The organism is Streptomyces sp. NPDC050806 (assembly GCF_055586425.1).
Genome location: NZ_JBVJIF010000003.1, coordinates 354,960 through 375,191, shown reverse-complemented (window position 1 = coordinate 375,191; position 20,232 = coordinate 354,960). Strand labels below are relative to the sequence as shown.

20 protein-coding genes are annotated in these 20,232 nt (G+C 73.4%); 15 read left to right on the top strand and 5 right to left on the bottom strand.

The window, feature by feature from the left end; translation table 11 throughout:
• Both ACZ6WH_RS11000 and ACZ6WH_RS10995 read right to left on the bottom strand, forming a co-directional pair.
• Complete coding sequence (locus tag ACZ6WH_RS11000) at nt 1-282, bottom strand: Lrp/AsnC family transcriptional regulator (protein WP_052865790.1); 282 nt, start codon at nt 280-282, stop codon at nt 1-3.
• Nucleotides 279-1,028 carry a rhomboid family intramembrane serine protease gene (locus tag ACZ6WH_RS10995; RefSeq protein ID WP_469727583.1) on the bottom strand — a complete coding sequence of 250 codons (750 nt, stop codon included), beginning with the start codon at nt 1,026-1,028 and terminating at the stop codon, nt 279-281. The genes ACZ6WH_RS11000 and ACZ6WH_RS10995 overlap by 4 nt, the downstream gene beginning before the upstream one ends.
• 190 nt (nt 1,029-1,218) lie before the next feature.
• Here ACZ6WH_RS10995 and ACZ6WH_RS10990 point away from each other — a divergent pair, with 190 nt between their 5' ends.
• The 6 genes from ACZ6WH_RS10990 to ACZ6WH_RS10965 all read left to right on the top strand — a co-directional run bounded on the left by ACZ6WH_RS10990 (nt 1,219) and on the right by ACZ6WH_RS10965 (nt 8,081).
• A complete protein-coding gene (locus tag ACZ6WH_RS10990; protein WP_030256686.1) occupies nt 1,219-1,458 on the top strand; it encodes a hypothetical protein in 240 nt (79 codons plus the stop codon).
• Between the two features lie 21 nt (nt 1,459-1,479).
• Nucleotides 1,480-2,847 carry an NYN domain-containing protein gene (locus ACZ6WH_RS10985; protein ID WP_432864281.1) on the top strand — a complete coding sequence of 456 codons (1,368 nt, stop codon included), beginning with the start codon at nt 1,480-1,482 and terminating at the stop codon, nt 2,845-2,847.
• 317 nt (nt 2,848-3,164) lie between these two features.
• The gene (locus tag ACZ6WH_RS10980; RefSeq protein ID WP_361560814.1) at nt 3,165-4,187 is read left to right on the top strand and encodes a C40 family peptidase; all 1,023 of its coding nucleotides are present in this window, start codon (nt 3,165-3,167) and stop codon (nt 4,185-4,187) included.
• Nucleotides 4,188-4,445: 258 nt separating this feature from the next.
• Complete coding sequence (locus tag ACZ6WH_RS10975) at nt 4,446-5,489, top strand: C40 family peptidase (RefSeq protein ID WP_432853248.1); 1,044 nt, start codon at nt 4,446-4,448, stop codon at nt 5,487-5,489.
• A gap of 99 nt (nt 5,490-5,588) precedes the next feature.
• A complete protein-coding gene (locus ACZ6WH_RS10970; RefSeq protein ID WP_469727580.1) occupies nt 5,589-6,863 on the top strand; it encodes a hypothetical protein in 1,275 nt (424 codons plus the stop codon).
• Between the two features lie 75 nt (nt 6,864-6,938).
• The gene (locus ACZ6WH_RS10965; protein ID WP_469727578.1) at nt 6,939-8,081 is read left to right on the top strand and encodes a glycosyltransferase family 4 protein; all 1,143 of its coding nucleotides are present in this window, start codon (nt 6,939-6,941) and stop codon (nt 8,079-8,081) included.
• Between the two features lie 74 nt (nt 8,082-8,155).
• Here ACZ6WH_RS10965 and ACZ6WH_RS10960 read toward each other — a convergent pair whose 3' ends face one another.
• On the bottom strand, nt 8,156-9,949 hold the full coding sequence (locus tag ACZ6WH_RS10960) for an AMP-dependent synthetase/ligase (RefSeq protein WP_469727577.1): 1,794 nt from the start codon (nt 9,947-9,949) through the stop codon (nt 8,156-8,158).
• Nucleotides 9,950-10,213: 264 nt separating this feature from the next.
• Between ACZ6WH_RS10960 and ACZ6WH_RS10955 the strand changes: the two genes are divergently transcribed.
• The 6 genes from ACZ6WH_RS10955 to ACZ6WH_RS10930 all read left to right on the top strand — a co-directional run bounded on the left by ACZ6WH_RS10955 (nt 10,214) and on the right by ACZ6WH_RS10930 (nt 15,641).
• Complete coding sequence (locus tag ACZ6WH_RS10955) at nt 10,214-10,975, top strand: metallophosphoesterase family protein (RefSeq protein WP_469727575.1); 762 nt, start codon at nt 10,214-10,216, stop codon at nt 10,973-10,975.
• Nucleotides 10,976-11,172: 197 nt separating this feature from the next.
• A complete protein-coding gene (locus ACZ6WH_RS10950; RefSeq protein ID WP_361560804.1) occupies nt 11,173-11,643 on the top strand; it encodes an SRPBCC family protein in 471 nt (156 codons plus the stop codon).
• Complete coding sequence (locus ACZ6WH_RS10945; RefSeq protein ID WP_469727574.1) at nt 11,643-12,842, top strand: ArsA family ATPase; 1,200 nt, start codon at nt 11,643-11,645, stop codon at nt 12,840-12,842. Before ACZ6WH_RS10950 ends, ACZ6WH_RS10945 begins: the two co-directional genes overlap by 1 nt.
• 141 nt (nt 12,843-12,983) lie before the next feature.
• Complete coding sequence (locus ACZ6WH_RS10940) at nt 12,984-13,499, top strand: DUF5304 domain-containing protein (protein WP_469727573.1); 516 nt, start codon at nt 12,984-12,986, stop codon at nt 13,497-13,499.
• A gap of 203 nt (nt 13,500-13,702) precedes the next feature.
• Nucleotides 13,703-14,644 carry an ROK family glucokinase gene (locus ACZ6WH_RS10935; RefSeq protein WP_432853227.1) on the top strand — a complete coding sequence of 314 codons (942 nt, stop codon included), beginning with the start codon at nt 13,703-13,705 and terminating at the stop codon, nt 14,642-14,644.
• 202 nt (nt 14,645-14,846) lie between these two features.
• Nucleotides 14,847-15,641 carry an endonuclease/exonuclease/phosphatase family protein gene (locus tag ACZ6WH_RS10930; RefSeq protein ID WP_432864278.1) on the top strand — a complete coding sequence of 265 codons (795 nt, stop codon included), beginning with the start codon at nt 14,847-14,849 and terminating at the stop codon, nt 15,639-15,641.
• Nucleotides 15,642-15,671: 30 nt separating this feature from the next.
• Here the strand turns inward: ACZ6WH_RS10930 and ACZ6WH_RS10925 are convergent, their stop codons facing one another.
• Nucleotides 15,672-16,406 (bottom strand): hypothetical protein, encoded by a 735-nt coding sequence (locus ACZ6WH_RS10925; protein ID WP_469727571.1) that lies wholly within the window; start codon nt 16,404-16,406, stop codon nt 15,672-15,674.
• A complete protein-coding gene (locus ACZ6WH_RS10920; RefSeq protein ID WP_469727569.1) occupies nt 16,393-17,178 on the bottom strand; it encodes an alpha/beta hydrolase in 786 nt (261 codons plus the stop codon). Before ACZ6WH_RS10920 ends, ACZ6WH_RS10925 begins: the two co-directional genes overlap by 14 nt.
• Nucleotides 17,179-17,390: 212 nt before the next feature.
• Between ACZ6WH_RS10920 and ACZ6WH_RS10915 the strand changes: the two genes are divergently transcribed.
• From ACZ6WH_RS10915 to ACZ6WH_RS10905, 3 genes are all read left to right on the top strand, one after another.
• A complete protein-coding gene (locus ACZ6WH_RS10915) occupies nt 17,391-18,119 on the top strand; it encodes a lysophospholipid acyltransferase family protein (RefSeq protein WP_361560927.1) in 729 nt (242 codons plus the stop codon).
• Nucleotides 18,120-18,242: 123 nt separating this feature from the next.
• Nucleotides 18,243-19,490, top strand: coding sequence for a MacS family sensor histidine kinase (gene macS / locus ACZ6WH_RS10910; protein WP_469728002.1), 1,248 nt, complete (start codon nt 18,243-18,245; stop codon nt 19,488-19,490).
• Nucleotides 19,487-20,158 carry a response regulator transcription factor gene (locus ACZ6WH_RS10905; protein WP_361560787.1) on the top strand — a complete coding sequence of 224 codons (672 nt, stop codon included), beginning with the start codon at nt 19,487-19,489 and terminating at the stop codon, nt 20,156-20,158. The genes macS and ACZ6WH_RS10905 overlap by 4 nt, the downstream gene beginning before the upstream one ends.
• The last annotated feature ends 74 nt before the right edge of the window (nt 20,159-20,232 follow it).

The following is a 20,232-nucleotide window of genomic DNA, read 5'->3' as shown; positions in this document are numbered from 1 at the left end:
TCAGGCGTCCAGCCCGATCGCGAACGCCGCCTCCAGGTCGTGCTGGGAGTACGTACGGAACGCGATGTGCGTCTCGGTGGAGGCGACTCCGGGGACCTTGCTGATCCGGCCGGGGATGACGTCGGCCAGCTCGTCGTGGTCGGCCACCCGGACCATCGCGATCAGGTCGTGCGCGCCGGTGACCGAGTAGACCTCGCTGACGCCGTCGAGGGCCGCGATCTTCTCGGCGATCTCCGGGATCTGGTCCACGCTGGTCTTGATGAGCACGATCGAAGTGATCACGGTTGGCTCTCTCCCTCGGTCGGCCGTTCTGTGGGCCCCACCCTACCGGGGAGCCCCGGCACGGCCTGCGGTGGAGCGTCCGGTGCGCGGAACCGCACCCAGGCGTAGACGAGCCCCAGCAGGAACCCCACGACGTGGGCCAGATAGGCGACGCCGGGCCCGTTGACCGCGCGCTGTGCCGCCAGCCACTGGAGCACGAACCAGAAGATCAGTACGGCCCAGGCCGGGAAGCGCAGCGGCAGGAAGAAGAGGAACGGGAAGAGGCTGGTCACCCGCGCGCGGGGAAAGAGGTAGAGGAAGGCGCCGAGCACGCCGGAGATCGATCCGGAGGCGCCGACCAGGGTCTGGCCCGACTCGGCGTGCGCCGCCGCGTAGCCCAGCAGGGCCACGTAACCGGTCAGGACGTAGAAGACCAGGAAGTGCAGCCGGCCCATCCTGGCCTCGGCCATGCCCCCGAAGACGTAGAGGAAGAGCATGTTGCCCAGCAGGTGCAGCCAGCTGCCGTGCACGAAGAGCGCGGTGAGCGGGGTGAGCAGCGCCTTCGGGTCGCCGCTCCACAGATCGCGCGGGATGACGCCCCAACGGGCGAAGTACGCGCTCTGCGCCTGGAGGAGCGACTCACCCGTGCCGTGTATCCCGTTGAGCCCCGATGCCGGGCCGATGACGAAGACGACGCAGCAGATGCCGATCAGGACGTTGGTCATACGGGAGAACACGGTCCGCGGGGACGGGATCGAGGCCGACATGAAGTGATCATGCCGTAATGACCACAAAGGGGACAGAGTGCCTCGCCGTGTTCCGGCAGCCGGGCACGGACGGCGCCGGGCCGCCGCCAGGCCGTAGGGTTACGGGCAGTACTTTCCGTACTTCCGCAGTTCGACGGCGCACCGCGTGAACCCGCACAACCGCACGAGCTTGACGAAAGAGGACGACACAATGGCTGTTCCCCTGCCGACGGCCGAAACCCGGTGGCGCTGCACCCTGTGCGGCAACCTCACGCGTTTCGACGTGACCCGCCAGTCCAAGGTGGTGGAGTACGTCCACCTCGACCTGGCCGGTGAGCCCAAGGTCGAGGAGCGCGAGGTGCTCAGTGAGAGCATCGAGTCCGTCCGCTGCCGCTGGTGCAACGCGGTCGACCAGATCGAGCTGGTGGACCGGCCCGGCGCGGACGCCTGAGATCGGAGCGGTGCAGCAGTGGTGGAGCGTCCAGCAGGGCATGAGGGGGAAGAGCGCGACCCGGAGGCCGGTGCGGCCGACGAAGTGCTCGACCGGCCCCTGCCCGAGGGCGTGCGGCGCCGTGTCGTGGCGCTCACCGCGGAGTCCTTCGGCGGTCTGACGGTCGCCGAACTTCCGCCGCCGCTGCGCCAGTACGCGCGGTTCACGCCGTCCCGGCGGCTGAAGTTCGCGGGCAACGCTATGGCCGCCGCGCTGGAGAGCGACCCCGTCTTCCGGCAACGGATCGCGGCCCGGCTCCGCGAGACCCAGCAGGAACTGGCCGACGCCCTCCAGCAGGGCACCCCGCCCGCCGCCGCCGACCCGCAGGATGTCGCGGCGGCGGCGTACGTGCTGCGCCCGCCGGGCTGGGCGAAGCTGGTCGCCGCGGCGGGCGAGGAGGTCCGGCGCGCCGACGAGCAGCGGGCCGACGAGGAGACCGAGCGGGAGCTCGCCCGGCTGCGGGAGGAGCTGGCCGAGGCGCGGGCGGCATCCCGCGCCGAGGCCGACAAGGCCAGAGGCGACCTCGAAGCGGCCCGCAAGGAGAACGACGCGCTCCAGCGCAAGCTGCGCAGCGCGCTCAGCGACGTCAAGCGCGCCCAGGCCGCGGCGCGCAAGGCGGATGCCGAGACCGAGTCGCTGCGCTCGGCGGCGGCCACGGAGAAGGCGGTCACCGACAGTGAGACACGGCGGCTGAAGGCCCGGGTCGCGGAGGCGGAGGCGGCGCTCGAAGCCGGCCGCCGCGCCGCGCGCGAGGGGCGCAGCGTGGAGGACATGCGCCTGCGACTGCTTCTGGACACCGTGCTGGACGCGGCCCAGGGACTGCGCAGAGAGCTGGCGCTGCCGCCCGCCAACGTCCACCCCGCCGACACCGTGGACGCGGTGGAGCCGGGCCGGATGACACCCAAGGACGTCGCCACCCGCGCGCTGTCCGAGACGGACCCGGCGCTGCTCGACCAGCTCCTGGCGCTGCCGCAGGCCCATCTGGTGGTGGACGGCTACAACGTCACCAAGACCGGCTATCCGACGATGCCGCTCGACAAGCAGCGGCTGCGGCTGCTGGGCGGACTGGCCGTGCTCGCCGCGCAGACCGGCGCGGAGATGACGTGTGTCTTCGACGGCGCCGAGCTGGCCGCACCGGTACTCCTCGCCCCACCTCGGGGCGTTCGGGTTCTTTTCAGCAAACCGGGCGTAACGGCCGATGAGTTGATTCGTCAGCTCGTACGTGCCGAACCGCCCGGCCGTCCGGTCGTGGTGGTCTCCACCGACCGCGAAGTGGCCGACGGAGTGGCGAAGGCGGGCGCCCGCCCCGTCGCATCCGCCCTGCTCCTCAAGCGACTTGCCCGTACCTGAAGGCGTACGGACCGCCCCGCACGCCGTGTGGGATAGAACACTTCGGCTGCATTTCGCCGGTGCCTGAGCGTCAATTCCCAGCTACGCGCGGTGCGCTATTGGTAAAGGATGCTCGTGTGGCCAAGTTTTTTCCCGTGAAGATTTGAAGCGATCACAACTCGGTTACTAAGGTCAGGCCTCGAACCTTCATGCAGTTGATCATCCAACCGGGATGAACAGTGAAGGAACCGCCGAGTCCGCGGCGTTCACGCGGAGCCGGGGAGCCCAGTTCCCCCCATCACCCGGTAGGCGGCTGAAGGAAGAAGGAGCTCGCCCCCGTGGCGTCCCACCGTCGACCCAAGCAGCCGAGCCGCACGCGCGTCACTGTGCTCACCGCGACCGCCGCCGCGGCCGTCGCCCTCTCCTCCCAGGCCGCCCAGGCCGCTCCGAAGCAGTCCAAGGAAGAAGTCAAGTCCGAGGTCGACAAGCTTTACGAGCAGGCTGAGCAGGCCACCGAGAAGTACAACGGGGCCAAGGAGGACCAGCAGAAGCTGCAGAAGGAGGTCGACCGCCTCCAGGACAAGGTCGCCCGCGGCCAGGAGGAGCTGAACTCGCTCCGCAAGGGCATCGGGACCGTGGCGTCGGGCCAGTACCGCAGCGGCAGCATCGACCCCTCGGTGCAGCTCTTCCTCTCCGGTGATCCGGACACCTACCTGGAAAAGGCCTCCACGCTCGACCAGTTGAGCGGTAAGCAGGCCTCCCAGCTGAAGACCATCGCGGACAAGCAGCGCACCCTGTCCCAGGAGCGCGAAGAGGCCGCCGGCAAGATCAAGGACCTCGCCGACACCCGCAAGGCGCTGGGTGACAAGAAGGACGAGATCCAGGGCAAGCTCGCCAAGGCGCAGAAGCTGCTCAACTCCCTCACCGCCAAGGAGCGCGCGGCGCTCCAGGCGAAGGAGGAGCGTGCCAACCGCGCCAACAGCCGGGTCGACCTGGGCAGCGCCGTCCCCAGCTCGCAGCGGGCCGCCGCCGCCCTCGCCGCCGCCAAGACGAAGATCGGCTCGCCGTACGTCTGGGGCGCCACCGGCCCGTCCTCCTTCGACTGCTCGGGCCTGACTTCCTGGGCGTACCAGCAGGCCGGCCAGTCGCTGCCGCGGACCTCGCAGGAGCAGGCCACCGCCGGCACGCAGATCGGCCGCGACCAGCTCAAGCCGGGCGACCTCGTGATGTTCTACAGCGACCTGCACCACATCGGCCTGTACGCGGGCAACGGCCAGGTGCTGCACGCGCCCAAGCCGGGCGCCGCCGTGCGCTTCGAGTCGATGGACAACATGCCCTTCATGTACGGCGTCCGTGTCTGACGCCGGGTGACCGCGGCCGGGCCCGACACGCCGGAGGCATCCGGACGCGCCGCCCGATCGGGGGAATTGCGGCAGCCGCCGCTGACTTAGCGCCTCGCCGGTGACCTGCGGAGTCACCGGCGAGGCGCGTTTTTGTGCGGGCCCCGAGGTCTTTGGCCGGGGTGTACCGCCGCCATTACTGTCTGCCCTCGCAGCCGCCGGTCAACGACCGCCCGCCCCGGGCGGCAGGGGCTGCACGGGAAGGGAGTGCGGCCTCACGTGGCGTCCCACCGCCGTTCCTCGCCGTCCGGTCCGCAGGGCCCGGCACGGATCACCCTGATGTCGGCCGCAGCGGCGGCCACCGCCGCCGCGCTGACCGCGGTCCCCGCGACCGCCGACCCCGGCACCGGCCGGGCTGCCGAGCGCGCGGAGCTCACCGCTCGTGTCGACGCGCTCTACGCCCAGGCGGAGCGGGCCACCGAGAAGTACAACGGCGCCAAGGAGCGCACCGCCGACCTGCACGACCAGGTGGGCGTGCTCCAGGACCGCACGGCCCGCGCCCAGGAACGGGTGAACCGGCTGCGCGACCGGCTCGGCGCGATGGCCGCCGCCCAGTACCGCGCGGGCGGCGTCGACCCCTCGCTCGCCCTGATGCTCTCCGCCCGCCCGGCGGACTACCTCGACAAGGCGCAGACGCTCAGCCGGCTCGGCACCGCCCAGGCGAGCCGGCTCAACCGGCTGGTGGACGCCGAGCGGGTGCTGAACCGGCAACGCCGCGCCGCCACCGGCCGGCTGACGCGGCTGGAGGAGGCGCGCCGGGCCGTCGCCCGCCACAAGCACGCGGTCGAGCACAAGCTCGCGGCCGCCAAGCGGCTGCTCGACGCGCTGCCCGAACGGGACCGGGCGGCGTACTCGCGTCCCTCGCGCGGCGACCGGCACGGCTCCCTCCCGGAGCTGACCGAACTGGCCGGCGTCTCCGGCCGCTCCTCGCTGGCGGTGGCCGCCGCGCGGTCCGCGGTCGGCGCCCCGTACGTCTGGGGCGCGTCCGGGCCGCGCTCCTTCGACTGCTCCGGGCTGATGCAGTGGGCGTACGCCAGGGCGGGCGTCGCGCTGCCGCGCACGTCGCAGCAGCAGCGGTCCGCCGGGCGGCAGGTGCCGCTCTCCCAGGCCCGCCCCGGCGACCTGGTCATCTACCGCTCCGACGCCAGCCACGTCGGGATGTACGTGGGCAACGGCCAGGTCGTCCACGCCCCGCACCCGGGCGCGCAGGTACGGTACGACCCGGTCGGGATGATGCCGGTGTCCGGGGTGACCCGGGTCTGACCGCGGGCGCGGGCGCGTGGTCGCGCGCCGGGCGCACGATCCGATGACCGGCGGCCGGATGTTGCCCGTCCGTATCCGCTCACGCATACGATTTGCCGCGTGGCGGAAAAGCGGCGGCCGTACCGGCGGCACACGGCGGCGACCTGGGCGGCGGGCGGCCTGGCCGGGCTCCTGACGGCACTGACGGGCTGTGGGGACCCGGCGACCGAGCGGACCGGCCCCGCGGCCGTCCAGCGCGTCCTGGAGGCCCGCGCCGACGCCGTCCGCCACCGGGACACCGACGCCTTCCTCGCGACCGTCGACCCGGCCGCCGACGGATTCCGCGACCGGCAGCGGCGGATGTTCGCGAGCCTGCGCGGCGTGCCGCTCGCCGACTGGAGCTACCGCCTCGTACGGACCGGCGCCTTCCCGCTCCCCGCGGCGGCCGGCGGCGGCCCGCGGATCGCCGTCGAGGCCCGGCTGCGCTACCGCCTCGCCGGGTACGACACCGCGCCGGTCAGCGCCGTCCAGTACCTCACCCTCACCCGGCGCGACGGCCACTGGCGGATCAGTTCGGACACCGACGGCGCGGCCGACGGCAAGTGGACGGCCCGCCAGCTGTGGGACCAGGGCCGGGTGCAGGTCGTGCGCGGCGACCACAGCCTGGTGCTGGGCACGGGGCAGACCGGGGCCCGGCTGCGCGAACTGGCCCGGCGCGCGGACGACGCGGTGCCGGCCGTCACCGACGCCTGGCCGGGCCGCTGGTCGCGCGAGGTGGTGGTCGAGGCGCCGGACTCGGTGCGCGGCATGGCGGAACTGCTGGGCTCCTCGGACGACTCCGCCTACGAGGGGATAGCGGCCGTCACCACGGGCGAGGCGGGCGCCTCGAACCGGGCCCCGGCGGACCGGGTGATCGTGAACCCGCGCGCCTACGGGGAGCTGAGCGGGCTCGGCCGGCGGATCGTCCTCACCCACGAGACGGCCCACGTCGCCACCCGCACCACGACGACGGCCGAGACCCCGCTGTGGCTCTCCGAGGGGTTCGCCGACTGGACCGCGTACCGCACCGCGCACCGCACGCCGCGCGCCGCCGCGCCCGAACTGACCCGCGCGGTGGCCGGCGGCCGGCTGCCGGACCGGCTGCCGACCGCGGCGGACTTCGGCTTCGACGCGGGCGCCGACCGGCTGAACCGCGCGTACGAGGGCGGCTGGCTGGCCTGCCGCCTGATCGCCGACACGTGGGGCGAGGGCCGCCTGGTGTCCTTCTACCGGGCGGTGGGCACGGCGCCGAACGGCCCGGACGCCCTGGACCGCGCGCTCCGCGAGGAACTGCACGTCTCGACGGCGCAGTTCACCGCGCGCTGGCGGGCGTACGTGGCCCGTGTCCTGGGCTGACCACCGGGCCACCGGCCGGCACGGCGGCGTACCTGGGCCGTGTCACCGCGCGGGTACGCGCTACTGTCGGCCCCGATGGACAAGACCCTGATCGTCACGAACGACTTCCCGCCCCGTCCCGGCGGCATCCAGGCCTTTCTGCACAGCATGGCGCTGCGGCTCGACCCGGAGCAGGTCGTCGTCTACGCGTCGACCTGGAAGCGCAGCCCGGACGGCATCGCGGCCACGGCGGCCTTCGACGCCGAGCAGCCGTACCCCGTCGTCCGGGACCGCACCACGATGCTGCTTCCCACCCCGCGGGTGACCCGGCGCGCCGTGGACCTGCTGCGGGAACACGGCTGTACGTCGGTGTGGTTCGGCGCTGCGGCGCCGCTCGGCCTGATGGCGCCCGCGCTGCGCAAGGCGGGCGCGCGCCGGATCGTGGCCACCACCCACGGCCACGAGGCGGGCTGGGCGCAGCTGCCGGGCTCGCGCGAGCTGCTGCGGCGGATCGGCGAGGGCACCGACACGATCACCTACCTCGGCGAGTACACCCGCTCCCGGATCGCGCGGGCGCTGACCCCCGAGGCCGCCGGACGCATGGTGCAGCTGCCGCCCGGCGTGGACGAGAAGACCTTCCACCCCGGCTCGGGCGGCGACGACGTCCGCACCCGCCTCGGGCTGGCCGACCGCCCGGTCGTGGTGTGCGTCTCCCGGCTCGTCCCGCGCAAGGGCCAGGACACCCTGATCGAGGCCCTGCCGCGGATCAGGGCCGAGGTCCCGGACGCGGCCCTGCTGATCGTCGGCGGCGGCCCGTACGAGAAGGAGCTGCGCGCGCTCGCCGCGGCCCGCGGGGTCGGGGACGCCGTGCACTTCACCGGTGCCGTCCCGTGGGAGGAGCTGCCCGCGCACTACGGCGCGGGCGACGTCTTCGCCATGCCCTGCCGCACCCGGCGCGGCGGCCTGGACGTGGAGGGCCTGGGCATCGTCTACCTGGAGGCCTCCGCCACCGGCCTGCCGGTCGTCGCGGGCGACTCCGGCGGCGCCCCGGACGCGGTCCTGGACGGCGAGACCGGCTGGGTGGTCCCCGGCGGCTCCCCGGCCGCCGCTGCCGACCGCATCGTCCCGCTCCTCCAGGACCCCGCGCTGCGCCGCCGCATGGGCGAGCGCGGCCGCGCCTGGGTCGAGGAGAAGTGGCGCTGGGACCTCCTCGCGGAACGCCTCCGCACCCTGCTCTGACGGCCCTCGCGGTCGCACGAAGCCGGCCGGGCCCCTCTCCGGGGCCCGGCCGGCTCATGTCGTGCAGCGAGCGCTCAGCCGCGGTACAGGGCCTCGATGTCCTCGGCGAAGTCCTTGGCGACGACGTTGCGCTTGAGCTTCAGGGACGGGGTGACATGGCCCGACTCCTCGGTGAACTGGGTCGGCAGGACGCGGAACTTGCGGACCGACTCGGCGCGCGAGACCGCGGCGTTGCCGTCGTCCACCGCGCGCTGGACCGCCGCCAGCAGCTCCGGGTCCTGGGCGAGCTCCTCGGGGCCCTTGCCGACCTTGCCGTGCTCGGTCGCCCAGCGCGGCAGGAACTCCTCGTCGAGCGTGATCAGCGCGCCGACGAAGGGACGGCCGTCGCCGACGACCATGCACTCGGCCACCAGGGCGTGCGCCCGGATGCGGTCCTCGATCACGGCGGGCGCGACGTTCTTGCCGCCGGCCGTCACCAGGATCTCCTTCTTGCGCCCGGTGATGGCGAGGTAGCCGTCCTCGTCCAGGGTGCCGATGTCACCGGTGTGGAACCAGCCGTCGGAGAGCGCGTCGGCGGTGGCCTGCTCGTTGTTCCAGTACGTCGTGAAGAGGTGCTCGCCGTGCAGCAGCACCTCGCCGTCGTCGGCGATCCGGACGACCGAGCCGGGCAGCGGCTGGCCGACCGTACCGATCTTCTGCCGGTCCCAGGGGTTGAAGGCGGTCGCCGCGCAGGACTCGGTGAGGCCGTAGCCCTCCAGGACGGTGAAGCCGATGCCGCGGTAGAAGTGGCCCAGCCGCTCGCCCAGCGGCGCGCCGCCGGAGATCGCGTGCGTGGCGCGGCCGCCGAGGACGGACCGCAGCTTGCTGTAGACGACCCGGTCGAACACCTTGTGCTTCAGCCGCAGGGCCATCGAGGGGCCGGCCGGGGTGTCCTGCGCGCGGCTGTAGGCGATCGCGGTGTCCGCGGCCTTGTCGAAGATCTTGCCCTTGCCGTCGGCCTGCGCCTTGGCCCGCGCCGTGTTGTAGACCTTCTCGAAGACGCGCGGCACGCCGAGCACCATCGTCGGCCTGAACGCGGCGAGTTCGTCGGTGAGGTGCTTGATGTCCGCGACGTGCCCGAGCTTGATGGGCGCCATCACGGAGGCGACCTCGACCAGCCGTCCGAAGACGTGCGCGACCGGGAGGAAGAGGAGGACCGAGGAGTCGCCGGTACGGAAGAGGGGGCGCAGCCGCTCGACGATGTTGCCGCACTCGGCGAAGAACGCCCGGTGGCTGAGCACACAGCCCTTGGGGCGGCCCGTCGTGCCGGAGGTGTAGACGATGGTCGCGGGGGAGTCGGCGTCGGCGAGGGCGCTGCGCGCCTCCACCTCGTCGTCGGAGAGCCCGTCGCCCGCGGCGTGCAGCCGGGCTATCGCGTCCCGCTCGATCTGCCAGATGTTGGCCAGCCCCGGCAGCCGGTCGCGCACCGACTCCACCGCGGCCTCGTGCCCGGGCGTCTCGACCACGCAGGCCACCGCGCCGGAGTCGCCGAGGATCCACTGGATCTGCTCGGGCGAGCTGGTCTCGTAGACGGGGACGGTGACGCCGCCCGCGCTCCAGATGGCGAAGTCCAGCAGCGTCCACTCGTACCGCGTGCGGGACATCAGGCCGATGCGGTCGCCCGGCTGGACGCCGGAGGCGATGAGGCCCTTCGCCACGGCGCGCACCTCGGCGAGGAACGCGGCGGCGGTGACGTCCTGCCACCGGCCGGCGACCTTGCGGCCGATGACGGCGACGTCGGGGTGCTGCGCGGCATTCCGGCGGATGAGATCCGTCAGATTGCCGTCCGCGGGGACCTCGTAAAGGGCCGGAAGGCTGAACTCGCGCAAGACTGCTGCTCCTCGGTGGCCGCCGGCGTCACCACGCGGTGCGTCAGGCCGGCTGCGGTCCATGATCAGGCAGGGGGGATTGGACTGCCCGGACGTTACCCATCGGTATGCCTTCGGGGATAGGGGGTCCCGCCCAGATGTTTTATGCGTCACACATGTCCGGACGGCTCACGCGCAGCGTAGTCGAGGTCTCCGGTGACTCGGAAGTAACCGCAGGTCGGCGGGGTCTCCCCGCACCGGCCTCAGGGGCCTAATCTGAGTCGTATGCGCGTACATGTGGTCAGTGACGTACACGGCAACGCCCGGGACCTCGCCGCTGCCGGGGAGGGTGCGGACGCCCTGGTCTGCCTCGGTGACCTCGTCCTCTTCCTGGACTACGCCGATCACTCGCGCGGCATCTTCCCCGACCTCTTCGGCACCGAGAACGCCGACCGGCTGGTCGAGCTGCGCACGGCCCGCCGCTTCGAGGAGGCCCGTGAGCTGGGACGGAGCCTGTGGGCCGGGATGGACAAGAACGCCGCGATCGAAGGCGCGGTGCGCAAGCAGTACGCCGAGATGTTCGCCGCGTTCCCCACTCCTACGTACGCCACCTACGGCAATGTCGATCTCCCCCGTCTTTGGCCGGAGTTCGCCGCTCCCGGCACCACCGTCCTGGACGGCGAGCGGGTGGAGATAGGCGGCCGGGTCTTCGGTTTCGTGGGTGGCGGCCTGCGCACCGCGATGCGCACCCCCTTCGAGATCGGCGACGAGGAGTACGCCGCGAAGATCGAGGCCATCGGCGAGGTGGACGTGCTGTGCACCCACATCCCGCCGGACGTCGCCGACCTCTGCTACGACACCGTCGCCCGCCGCTTCGAACGCGGCAGCCGCGCCCTCCTCGAAGCCATCCACCGCACCCGGCCGCGCTACTCCCTCTTCGGCCACGTCCATCAGCCGCTCGCCCAGCGGATGCGGATCGGCCGGACGGAGTGCATCAATGTCGGGCATTTCAACGCCACTGGGGCGCCGTTCGCGCTGGAGTGGTGACCCGCGGCGCCCGCCGGTGCCCACCGCGCCCGCCGGCACTCGTGCCGTCGCGGCCCGCGCCCCCGGCCCGCGGGTCGGGGCGGCCCCGCCCGCGCGGTAGCCTTCAGCAGCAGGGTCGGCCCCGGTTCCCGCACCGTCGGACCCCGGCCCCCACGAGTCGGCGTACCGGCATGAATCGGCATGGAGGAGTCACGGCGATGGCCGAACACACCAGCTCTAGCATCACGATCGAGGCGGCACCCGCCGATGTGATGGGAGTGATCGCCGACTTCGACCGCTATCCGGCATGGACCGGTGAGGTCAAGGAGGCCGAGGTACTGGAGAAGGACGACCAGGGCCGCGCCCGGCAGGTCCGCCTGGTGCTGGACGCCGGCGCGATCAAGGACGACCACACCCTCGCCTACACCTGGACCGGCGAGCACGAGGTCAGCTGGTCGCTCGTGAAGTCCCAGATGCTGCGCGCCCTGGACGGCTCCTACCGCCTCGCGCCGAAGGACGGCGGAGCGCGTACGGAGGTCACGTACCAGCTCACCGTCGACGTCAAGATCCCGATGCTCGGCATGATCAAGCGCAAGGCCGAGAAGGTCATCATCGACCGCGCGCTGGCCGGCCTGAAGAACCGCGTCGAGAGCGGCGCCGCGGGCTCCGATGAGGCCGCGCGCCCCTGATGACACGTACGGTCCTCGTCACCGGTCCCGGCGGCGCGGGCCGCACCACCGTCGCCGCCGCCACCGCCCTCGCGGCGGCCCGGCGGCAGCGGCGCACCCTGTTCCTCACCCTGGAGAGCGGCGCCCCCGAAGCGCTGCTCGGCATGCCGCTCTCCGGCGGCCCCGTCGAACCGGCGCCCGGCCTCACGGCCGCCAGGGCCGACACCGCCGAGCACTTCCGCCGCGAGTTCCTGGCCTTCCAGGACCGCGCCGCCGCCGCACTCGACCTGCTCGGCGCCACGCCGCTGGACGAGGACGAGGTCACCGAGCCGCCCGGCGCGGAGATCCTCGCGCTGCTGCACACGCTGCGCGCCGCCCACGAGACCGGCGGCTGGGACCTGATCGTCGTCGACCTGCCGCCCGCCGACCGGGCCGTCCGGCTGCTGGCCCTGCCCGAGCAGGCCCGTCGCGGGCTGCGCCGGCTGCTGCCCGCCGAACGCCAGGCGGCCCGCGCGCTCCGTCCGGTGCTCGCGCAGCTCGCCGGGGTGCCGATGCCCGCGCAGAAGGTGTACGAGACCGCCGCGCGCTGGGAACAGGAGCTGGCCGCCGTCCAGGACGTCATCGAGGCTCCGGGCACGACCGTACGGCTGGTCGCCGAGCCGGGCCCGACGGGCGCCGCCGACCTGCGCGCCGCCCGCGCGGGCCTGGCCCTCTTCGGCCACCGGCTGGACGCCGTGGTCGCCAACCGGCTGCTGCCCGTGGGCTCCGCCGACCCCTTCCTGGCCGGGCTCTCCGGCCGGCAGCAGGTCGCGCTCAAGGCGCTGCGGGAGGACTTCGCCGGGGTACCGGTGCACGAGGTGCCGCACCTGGGCCGCGATCCGCAGGGCCCGGAGGAGCTGGCCGGGCTGCTCGACGGGACGCCGGACGGGAGCGCGGACACGGGGGAGAGCACCGCGGTGGACACGGCGGGGGCCGTGGAGGACCGCCTCGCCGAGGACGGGCTGCTGATCTGGCGGCTGCCGCTGCCCGGCGCCACCCGCGAAGCGCTCGGGCTGGTCCGCCGCGGTGACGAACTGATCGTCACCGTCGGCCCGTTCCGGCGCATCCGCACGCTCCCCTCCGTACTGCGCCGCTGCACCGTCTCCGGTGCCGGGCTGCGCGACGGGGCGCTGCACGTCCGCTTCACCCCCGACCCGGACCTGTGGCCCCGCGAGCGGTGACCCCGGGGCGCGCGGCCGTGCCGGTACGCGGCCCGTACGTACGGAATCCGTGCAGGTCCGGGCTGAAGGGCGTGCGGGTACCGCCATTCCGGTAACGTCGAAAGTACCCGCCCTCCGACGTACCGCCGCCAGGAGCCCGTCATGACCGATGACACCGAGCGCCCCGCAGACCACACCTCCCGGACGGACGATGACGCCTGGGAGCAGGCCTGCGCCGAGGACCTGGCAGGGGAGCGCGCCCGCCGCCGCGCCGAGTACGGCCGGCAGCCCGGCAGCGCCGCCGAGGAGCTGCGCAAGCTCGCCGAGGCGGTCGGCGACCGGATCGCGGGCATCCAGCTGCCCGGCGCGGTCGGCGGCATGGCCGCCAAGGGCGCCGTCAACCACCTCATCCAACAGGCCAGGGCCGCCGTCGAGCCGGTCGTCGAGCGCAACCCCGAGGTCTTCGACCACCTCGCGGCGGCCGGCTCCGAGCTGCTCGCCGCCTACCGCTCCGCCGTCGAGGCGGGCGAGCGCCGCTGGACCCGCGACGCCGCCGGCGGCCGGGACGCCGCGGCCCGCGGCCCGCACGCGGACACCGCGGAGGGCTCCGAGGGCGGGCCGCGCGACGACGACGGCCCGGCGGGCACGTCCGGCAGCGAGCGGATCGACCTCGACTAGGGCCTCTCGTTCGGATCTTGCTGGGCTCGCGACGCCGATCAAGCCTGATCCCAACGAAAGGCCCTGGCCCGGCCCGGAGGTGAGCCCGCCGGGCCGCCTCCGGCGCGTGAGGTGCCCGGCTGATGATCCATCGGCCTCCGGTCGCCCCCCGGCTCCGGTACGGTTGTCCGTTGGCGGGGTTCGACCGGAAAACTGAGGGACACATGGGACTCACCATCGGCGTCGACATCGGCGGCACGAAGATCGCGGCCGGCGTGGTCGACGAAGAGGGCACGATCCTTGAGACGTGCAAGGTGCCGACCCCGCCTACCTCCGAGGCACTGACCGAGGCCATCGCCGACGCGGTCCGCACCGTAGGGGCCGACCACCAGGTGGAGGCCGTGGGCATCGGCGCCGCCGGCTACGTCGACGAGAAGCGCGCCACGGTGCTCTTCGCCCCGAACATCAACTGGCGCCACGAGCCGCTCAAGGACAACGTCGAGCAGCGCGTCGGCCTGCCCGTCGTCGTGGAGAACGACGCCAACGCCGCGGCCTGGGGCGAGTACAAGTTCGGCGCGGGCCAGGGCCACAGCGACGTCATCTGCATCACGCTCGGCACCGGCCTCGGCGGCGGCATCATCATCGGCAACAAGCTGCGCCGCGGCCGCTTCGGCGTCGCCGCCGAGTTCGGCCACATCCGGGTCGTGCCCGACGGCCTGCTGTGCGGCTGTGGCAGCCAGGGCTGCTGGGAGCAGTACGCCTCCGGGCGCGCCCTGCTCCGGTACGCCCGGCAGCGCGCCTTCGCCACCCCGGAGAACGCCGGGATCCTGCTCGGCCTGGGCGACGGCACCTCCGAGGGCATCGAGGGCCGGCACATCAGCGAGGCCGCCCGGCAGGGCTGCCCCGTCGCCGTCGACTCCTTCCGCGAGCTGGCCCGCTGGGCCGGCGCGGGCCTGGCCGACCTCGCCTCGCTCTTCGACCCCTCCGCCTTCATCGTCGGCGGCGGCGTCTCCGACGAGGGCGAACTGGTCCTGGACCCGATCCGCAAGTCCTTCCGCCGCTGGCTGGTCGGCAACCAGTGGCGGCCGCACGCGCAGGTCCTCGCGGCCCAGCTCGGCGGCAAGGCCGGCCTCGTCGGCGCGGCCGACCTGGCCCGCCAGGGGTAACAGCGGCCCCCCCCTTTGCGCCCGAGCCGGCGCCGCTTTCGCGGACCTGGACGGTCGCCGTTGGGGTTGCTCCATCGATGGTGACGGCTGTCGGTACTGCCCGTTGCGTCTTTCCAGGCGTGGCGGGCATTGCCATAGTCTGTGCCCGCACCTGTCCGCGTGACGTCCCGGAGCCCGGCGAGAGGATCTTGGCACCTTGAGCATGTTTCCCGAGTCCCGAACCGAGTCCGACGGCTCGGCCGTCGTCCGGGTGCTCAGCTACAACATCCGCTCGATGCGGGACGACCGGGCGGCGCTCGCCAGGGTCATCAGGGCCTGCGCTCCCGACGTCGCGCTCATCCAGGAGGCCCCGCGCTTCTTCCGCTGGCGGAAGGCCGCCGCGGCGCTGGCCCGGGAGTCGGGGCTGGTGTACGCCACGGGCGGCGCGACGGCCTGCGGCCCGATGATCCTCACCTCGCTCCGCGCCCACGTGGAGCGCGCCGAGGACGTCCTGCTCCCCAAGACCCCCGGCCTGCACCGGCGCGGCTTCGCGACGGCGGTGCTGCGGTTCGCGGGGACGGCTCCGGAGGAGCCTTCGCCGGAGGCGGCGGCCGGGCGGCGGGCCGGCGCCCGGCTCGGCGTGCTCAGCGCGCACCTGAGCCTGAGCGCGGCGGAGCGGTACGAGCAGGCGGGGCTGCTCCTGGAGCGGCTCGCGCTGCTGGACGCGCCGCACGCGGTGGCCGGCGGCGACATCAACGACCGGCCCAAGGGCCGCAGCTTCCGGCGGCTGGCCGGGGCGCTGACGGACGCCTGGGAGGCCGCGCCGTGGGGCGGCGAGTACACCTCGACCCCGCACGACCCGCACCAGCGCATCGACGGGGTGTTCACGACTCCGGGCGTGGCGGTCCTGGGCTGCGGCGTACCGATCGACCTGCCGGGCGTCGAGGCGGCCGACCTGCTGGCGGCCTCCGATCATCTGCCGGTGCTGGCGGCGCTGCGGGTGCCGGCCGCTTCCTGAGCGGCCGGCCGCGGGCGGCGCCCGGCGTCCTCAGACGACCGCGCCGCCCCCGGGCCGGGGGTCCTCGTCGTCATCGTCCTTCATACGGGCGACGAGCGTCACGAAGCCGCCCAGGAAACCGCCGATGCCCAGCGTGGTGATCCACCACGTCACCGGCTGCTGGAAGACCAGTACCAGGATGAGCAGCAGCGGCCCGCCGAGCAGCGCGATCCACGCGAACTTGGTCGTCACGTCGGCCTGCGGCAGCGGCGGCGGCTCGGGCGGGGTGAAGTGCCCCTCGTCGTCCTCGTCGAGGTCGTCGTCGGAGGGCTCGGCGGCCGACCAGTCGCGCGGCCCGACACCCGGCGCGAACACGACGAAGCTGCCGGGCCGGTCGCCGGAGGCGCCGCCGGGCCGGTCGGCCGCACCGCTCTCCGGCCGCTCGGCCGGCGGTGCGTCGCCCTGGGCCTCCCCGGCGTCCGGCCGCGCCTCGGCCGTCGTCTCCCGCCCGGCCGCCGCGCCCTTCTCCGGCTCCGTGCCCAGCGGCCCGTCCGGCTTCTCCGGCGGCTTCTCCACCGGGCCCTTGTCCAGTCCCAGCTCCTTCTCCCAGTTGGCCAGGCCCTTCTCCAGGTCCAGGTCGGTCACCGGGCGCTCGGGCTCTCGGGAGACCGGCGCGGACGGCCGGTCCTCCGGCGCGGGAAAGGCCGGCTCCTCGCCGTAGGAGGCCACGATCTCGGCCCAGGCGGCGTCCTCGTCGAGAGGATCGCGCGGGTCACGCTCCACCACTGGTGGTCGTCCCCTCCCCCTTCACGACCGGTGCAAGGCGGGCGATGAAGTCGTAGGTGTCCTCGAAGATCTGCTCCGCGTCGTGGTCCAGGGTCGCGACGTGGTAGCTGCGCTCCAGCAGCTTCTGCCGCAGGTCCTTGGACGAGACCCGGCTCATGATGCGTTCGGAGTCGGCCGGCGGCACGACGTGGTCCTGCGGGCTGGTCATCACCAGCAGCGGCTGGGTGACCTGCGGCAGCTCGGCGTCGACCAGCCGGAAGAACTGGCGTACGGAGTGCGCGGCGTGCAGCGGGACCCGGTCGTAGCCGGTCTCCATCGCGTTCGCCTGGCAGATGTCGCTGGTCAGGCCCTTGGTGGTGCGGACGAAGTGGCGCAGTACCGGCAGCAGCGGGGCGGCCGCGTCGTGCACCTTGTTCGCGGGGTTCACCACGACGATGCCGCTGATCGCGTCGCCGTGCCGTGCGGCGAGCCGCAGCGACAGCGCGCCGCCCATCGACAGGCCGCAGACGAAGACCGGGTCGCAGCGGGCGGTCAGCGCGCGCAGCTCGCGGTCGACCTCCGCGTACCAGTCCTGCCAGGTGGTGATCTGGAGGTCCTGCCAGCGGGTGCCGTGGCCGGGCAGCAGCGGCAGCGAGACGGTGAGCCCGCGGGCCGCGAGGTACTCGGCCCAGGGGCGGACGGACTGCGGGGAGCCGGTGAAGCCGTGGCAGACGAGGACACCGACCTGACCGCCTTCATGGCGGAACGGCTCGGCCCCGGGAAGGAGCGGCACCGGAGGACTCCGTTCGGTAAAGGGGAAGCGCCGGCCTGCGGCGAGAGCTGGTAACTGCAGGGTACGCAAAGCTCAGCCGCCCGGATAGGTCCGCAGGGGAGGGTGTGCCGTGCGGACGGGCGGCGGCGTCGCGCACGGTGAGGGCGCGTGCCGCCCCGCGGGTTAAGGTCTTTGCGTCGGACACAGAAGGAGTGGCGTTGATCTACGGCGCAATGAAGTTTTCCATCGGCGGATCGCTGAAGCTCGCGTTCCGTCCCTGGGTGGAGGGCTTGGAGAACATCCCCGCCGAGGGCCCCGCGATCCTGGCGAGCAACCACCTGTCGTTCTCGGACTCCTTCTTCCTGCCCGCTGTGCTCGACCGGAAGGTCACCTTCATCGCCAAGGCCGAGTACTTCACCTCGCCCGGCGTCAAGGGCAAGCTGACGGCCGCGTTCTTCAAGGGCGTCGGCCAGCTGCCGGTGGACCGCTCCGGCGGCCGCGGTGCCGGTGAGGCGGCGATCAAGAGCGGCATCGAGGTGCTGGAGCGCGGCGAGCTGTTCGGGATCTACCCCGAGGGCACCCGCTCGCCCGACGGCCGGCTCTACCGCGGCAAGCCCGGCGGGCTGGCCCGGGTGGCGCTGGCCACCGGCGCGCCGGTGATCCCCGTGGCGATGATCGACACGGAGAAGGTGCAGCCGCCCGGCAAGGTCGTGCCGAAGATGATCCGGCCCGGCATCCGCATCGGGAAGCCGCTGGACTTCAGCCGGTACCACGGCATGGAGGGCGACCGCTTCATCCTGCGGTCGGTCACCGACGAGGTCATGTACGAGATCATGAAGCTGTCCGGCCAGGAGTACGTGGACATCTACGCGACCGCGGCCAAGCGGCAGATCGCCGACGCCGCCAAGAAGCAGGCCGAGGCGGAGAAGGCGGCGAAGAAGTCCGGGCCCGGCGGCCAGTAGCCCGGCGAGGGGGGCCAGATGACATCGGAGGACCGGATACCCGCCGTGGTGGGGCCGGCGAGCACGGCGGCGGCCACGGAGGAGGAGGCCAGAGGGCGGCCCCGGCAGCCCCGGGTGCTGCGGATGTCCGTCGAACTCCCGCTGTGGCGGGCGCTGACGGGGTACCGCGTGCTCACCCTGGTCTACGCCGTGGCGATCTTCTCGCTCAACTACACCGAGTACGCGCACCCGTTGGGCGGCGCCGCGTACATGGCCGCGCTCACCGTATGGATGGTGCTGACCTGGCGCTGCACCACCTCCGCCGAGCGCTGCACCCGCCGCTTCCTCCTCGGCGACCTCGCCTTCGCGGTCACCGGCATCCTGCTCACCCCGCTCGTCGACACCCACGCCCGGGTGGTGGGCGGCGCGCCCACGCTGCCGTCGATATGGACGGCCGGCGCGGCGCTGGGCTTCGCGATCAAGGGCGGCTGGCGCTGGGCGGCGGGCGCCTCCTCGGTGGTGGCGGTCGCCAACCTCGTGGAGCGCCAGGAGTTCGCCCGGGACACCGTCCACAACGTGCTGCTGGTGTGGGTGGCGAGCGTGGCGATCGGTTACGTCGTCGAGGTGGCCAGGGCGAGTGAGCGCACCCTCGCGCGCGCCCTGCAGATCGAGGCGGCCACCCGCGAACGCGAGCGGCTGGCCCGCGACATCCACGACAGCGTGCTCCAGGTGCTCGCGATGGTGCAGCGGCGCGGTGCCGCGCTCGGCGGCGAGGCGGCGGAGCTGGGCCGGATGGCGGGCGAGCAGGAGGTCGCGCTGCGCACGCTGGTCTCCAGCGGGCTGGTGCCGGCGCAGCGGCCCACGCCGCCCCCGGGCGGGGCGGCCGCGGCGCACGAGGACGGCGAGGCCGACGGGCCCTCGTACGGCGACAACTGCGTGCCCGAGGGGGAGGAGTTCTCGGACGAGCCGTGCGACGTGCGGGCGCTGCTCGCGCCGCACGCGGGCGCCGGGGTGACCTTCTCCGAGCCGGGCGCCCCGGTGCTGCTCCCGGCCTCCCGTGCCGCGGACCTGGCAGCGGCTGTCAGTGCCGCGTTGGACAATGTGCGGGTGCACGCGGGGGACGGGGCCCACGCGTGGATCCTGGTCGAGGACGAGCCGGAGGCGGTGATCGTGACGGTGCGGGACGACGGTCCGGGCATCCCGGAGGGCCGGCTCGCCGACGCCGAGCGCGAGGGCCGGCTGGGGGTCGCGCTGTCCATCCGCGGACGGCTGCGGGACCTCGGCGGCAGCGCCGAGTGGATCTCCGTCCCGGGCCAGGGCACGGAAGTGGAGCTGACGGTGCCCAAGGGCGGTACGCCCGAGGGCGGACGACGGGGGAAGGCAGGCGTATGAGCGAGCCGCAGGGCGTGAAGGTCATGGTGGTCGACGACCATCCGATGTGGCGGGACGCGGTGGCCAGGGACCTCGCCGAGGCCGGGTTCGAGGTGGTCGCGACGGCGGGCGACGGCCCGCAGGCGGTCCGCAGGGCCCGGGCCGCGGCCCCCGACGTGCTGGTCCTCGACCTCAACCTCCCCGGCCTGCCCGGCGTCGAGGTCTGCCGCGAGCTGGTCGGCGGCAACCCCCGGCTGCGGGTCCTGGTGCTGTCCGCGAGCGGTGAGCACGCGGACGTCCTGGAGGCCGTGAAGTCCGGCGCGACGGGCTATCTGGTGAAGTCCGCGAGCACGGCGGAGCTGATCGAGGCGGTCCGCTCCACCGCCGACGGCGACCCGGTCTTCACGCCCGGCCTGGCCGGGCTGGTGCTGGGGGAGTACCGCAGGCTGGCGACCGAGCCGGCCCCGGCCACCGCGGACGAGCCCGGCGCGCCGCAGCTCACCGACCGCGAGACCGAGGTGCTGCGCCTCGTCGCCAAGGGGCTGTCGTACAAGCAGATCGCCGAGCGGCTGGTCATCTCGCACCGCACGGTGCAGAACCACGTACAGAACACCCTCGGCAAGCTCCAGCTGCACAACAGGGTGGAGCTGGTCCGGTACGCGATAGAGCGCGGCCTGGACACGCCCTGACGGCGGAGCGGCGGCCTGCGCCGTTTCGGGAAACGCTCGTACGAGTGAACGGCAGTGCGCCAACACCCCCGAAA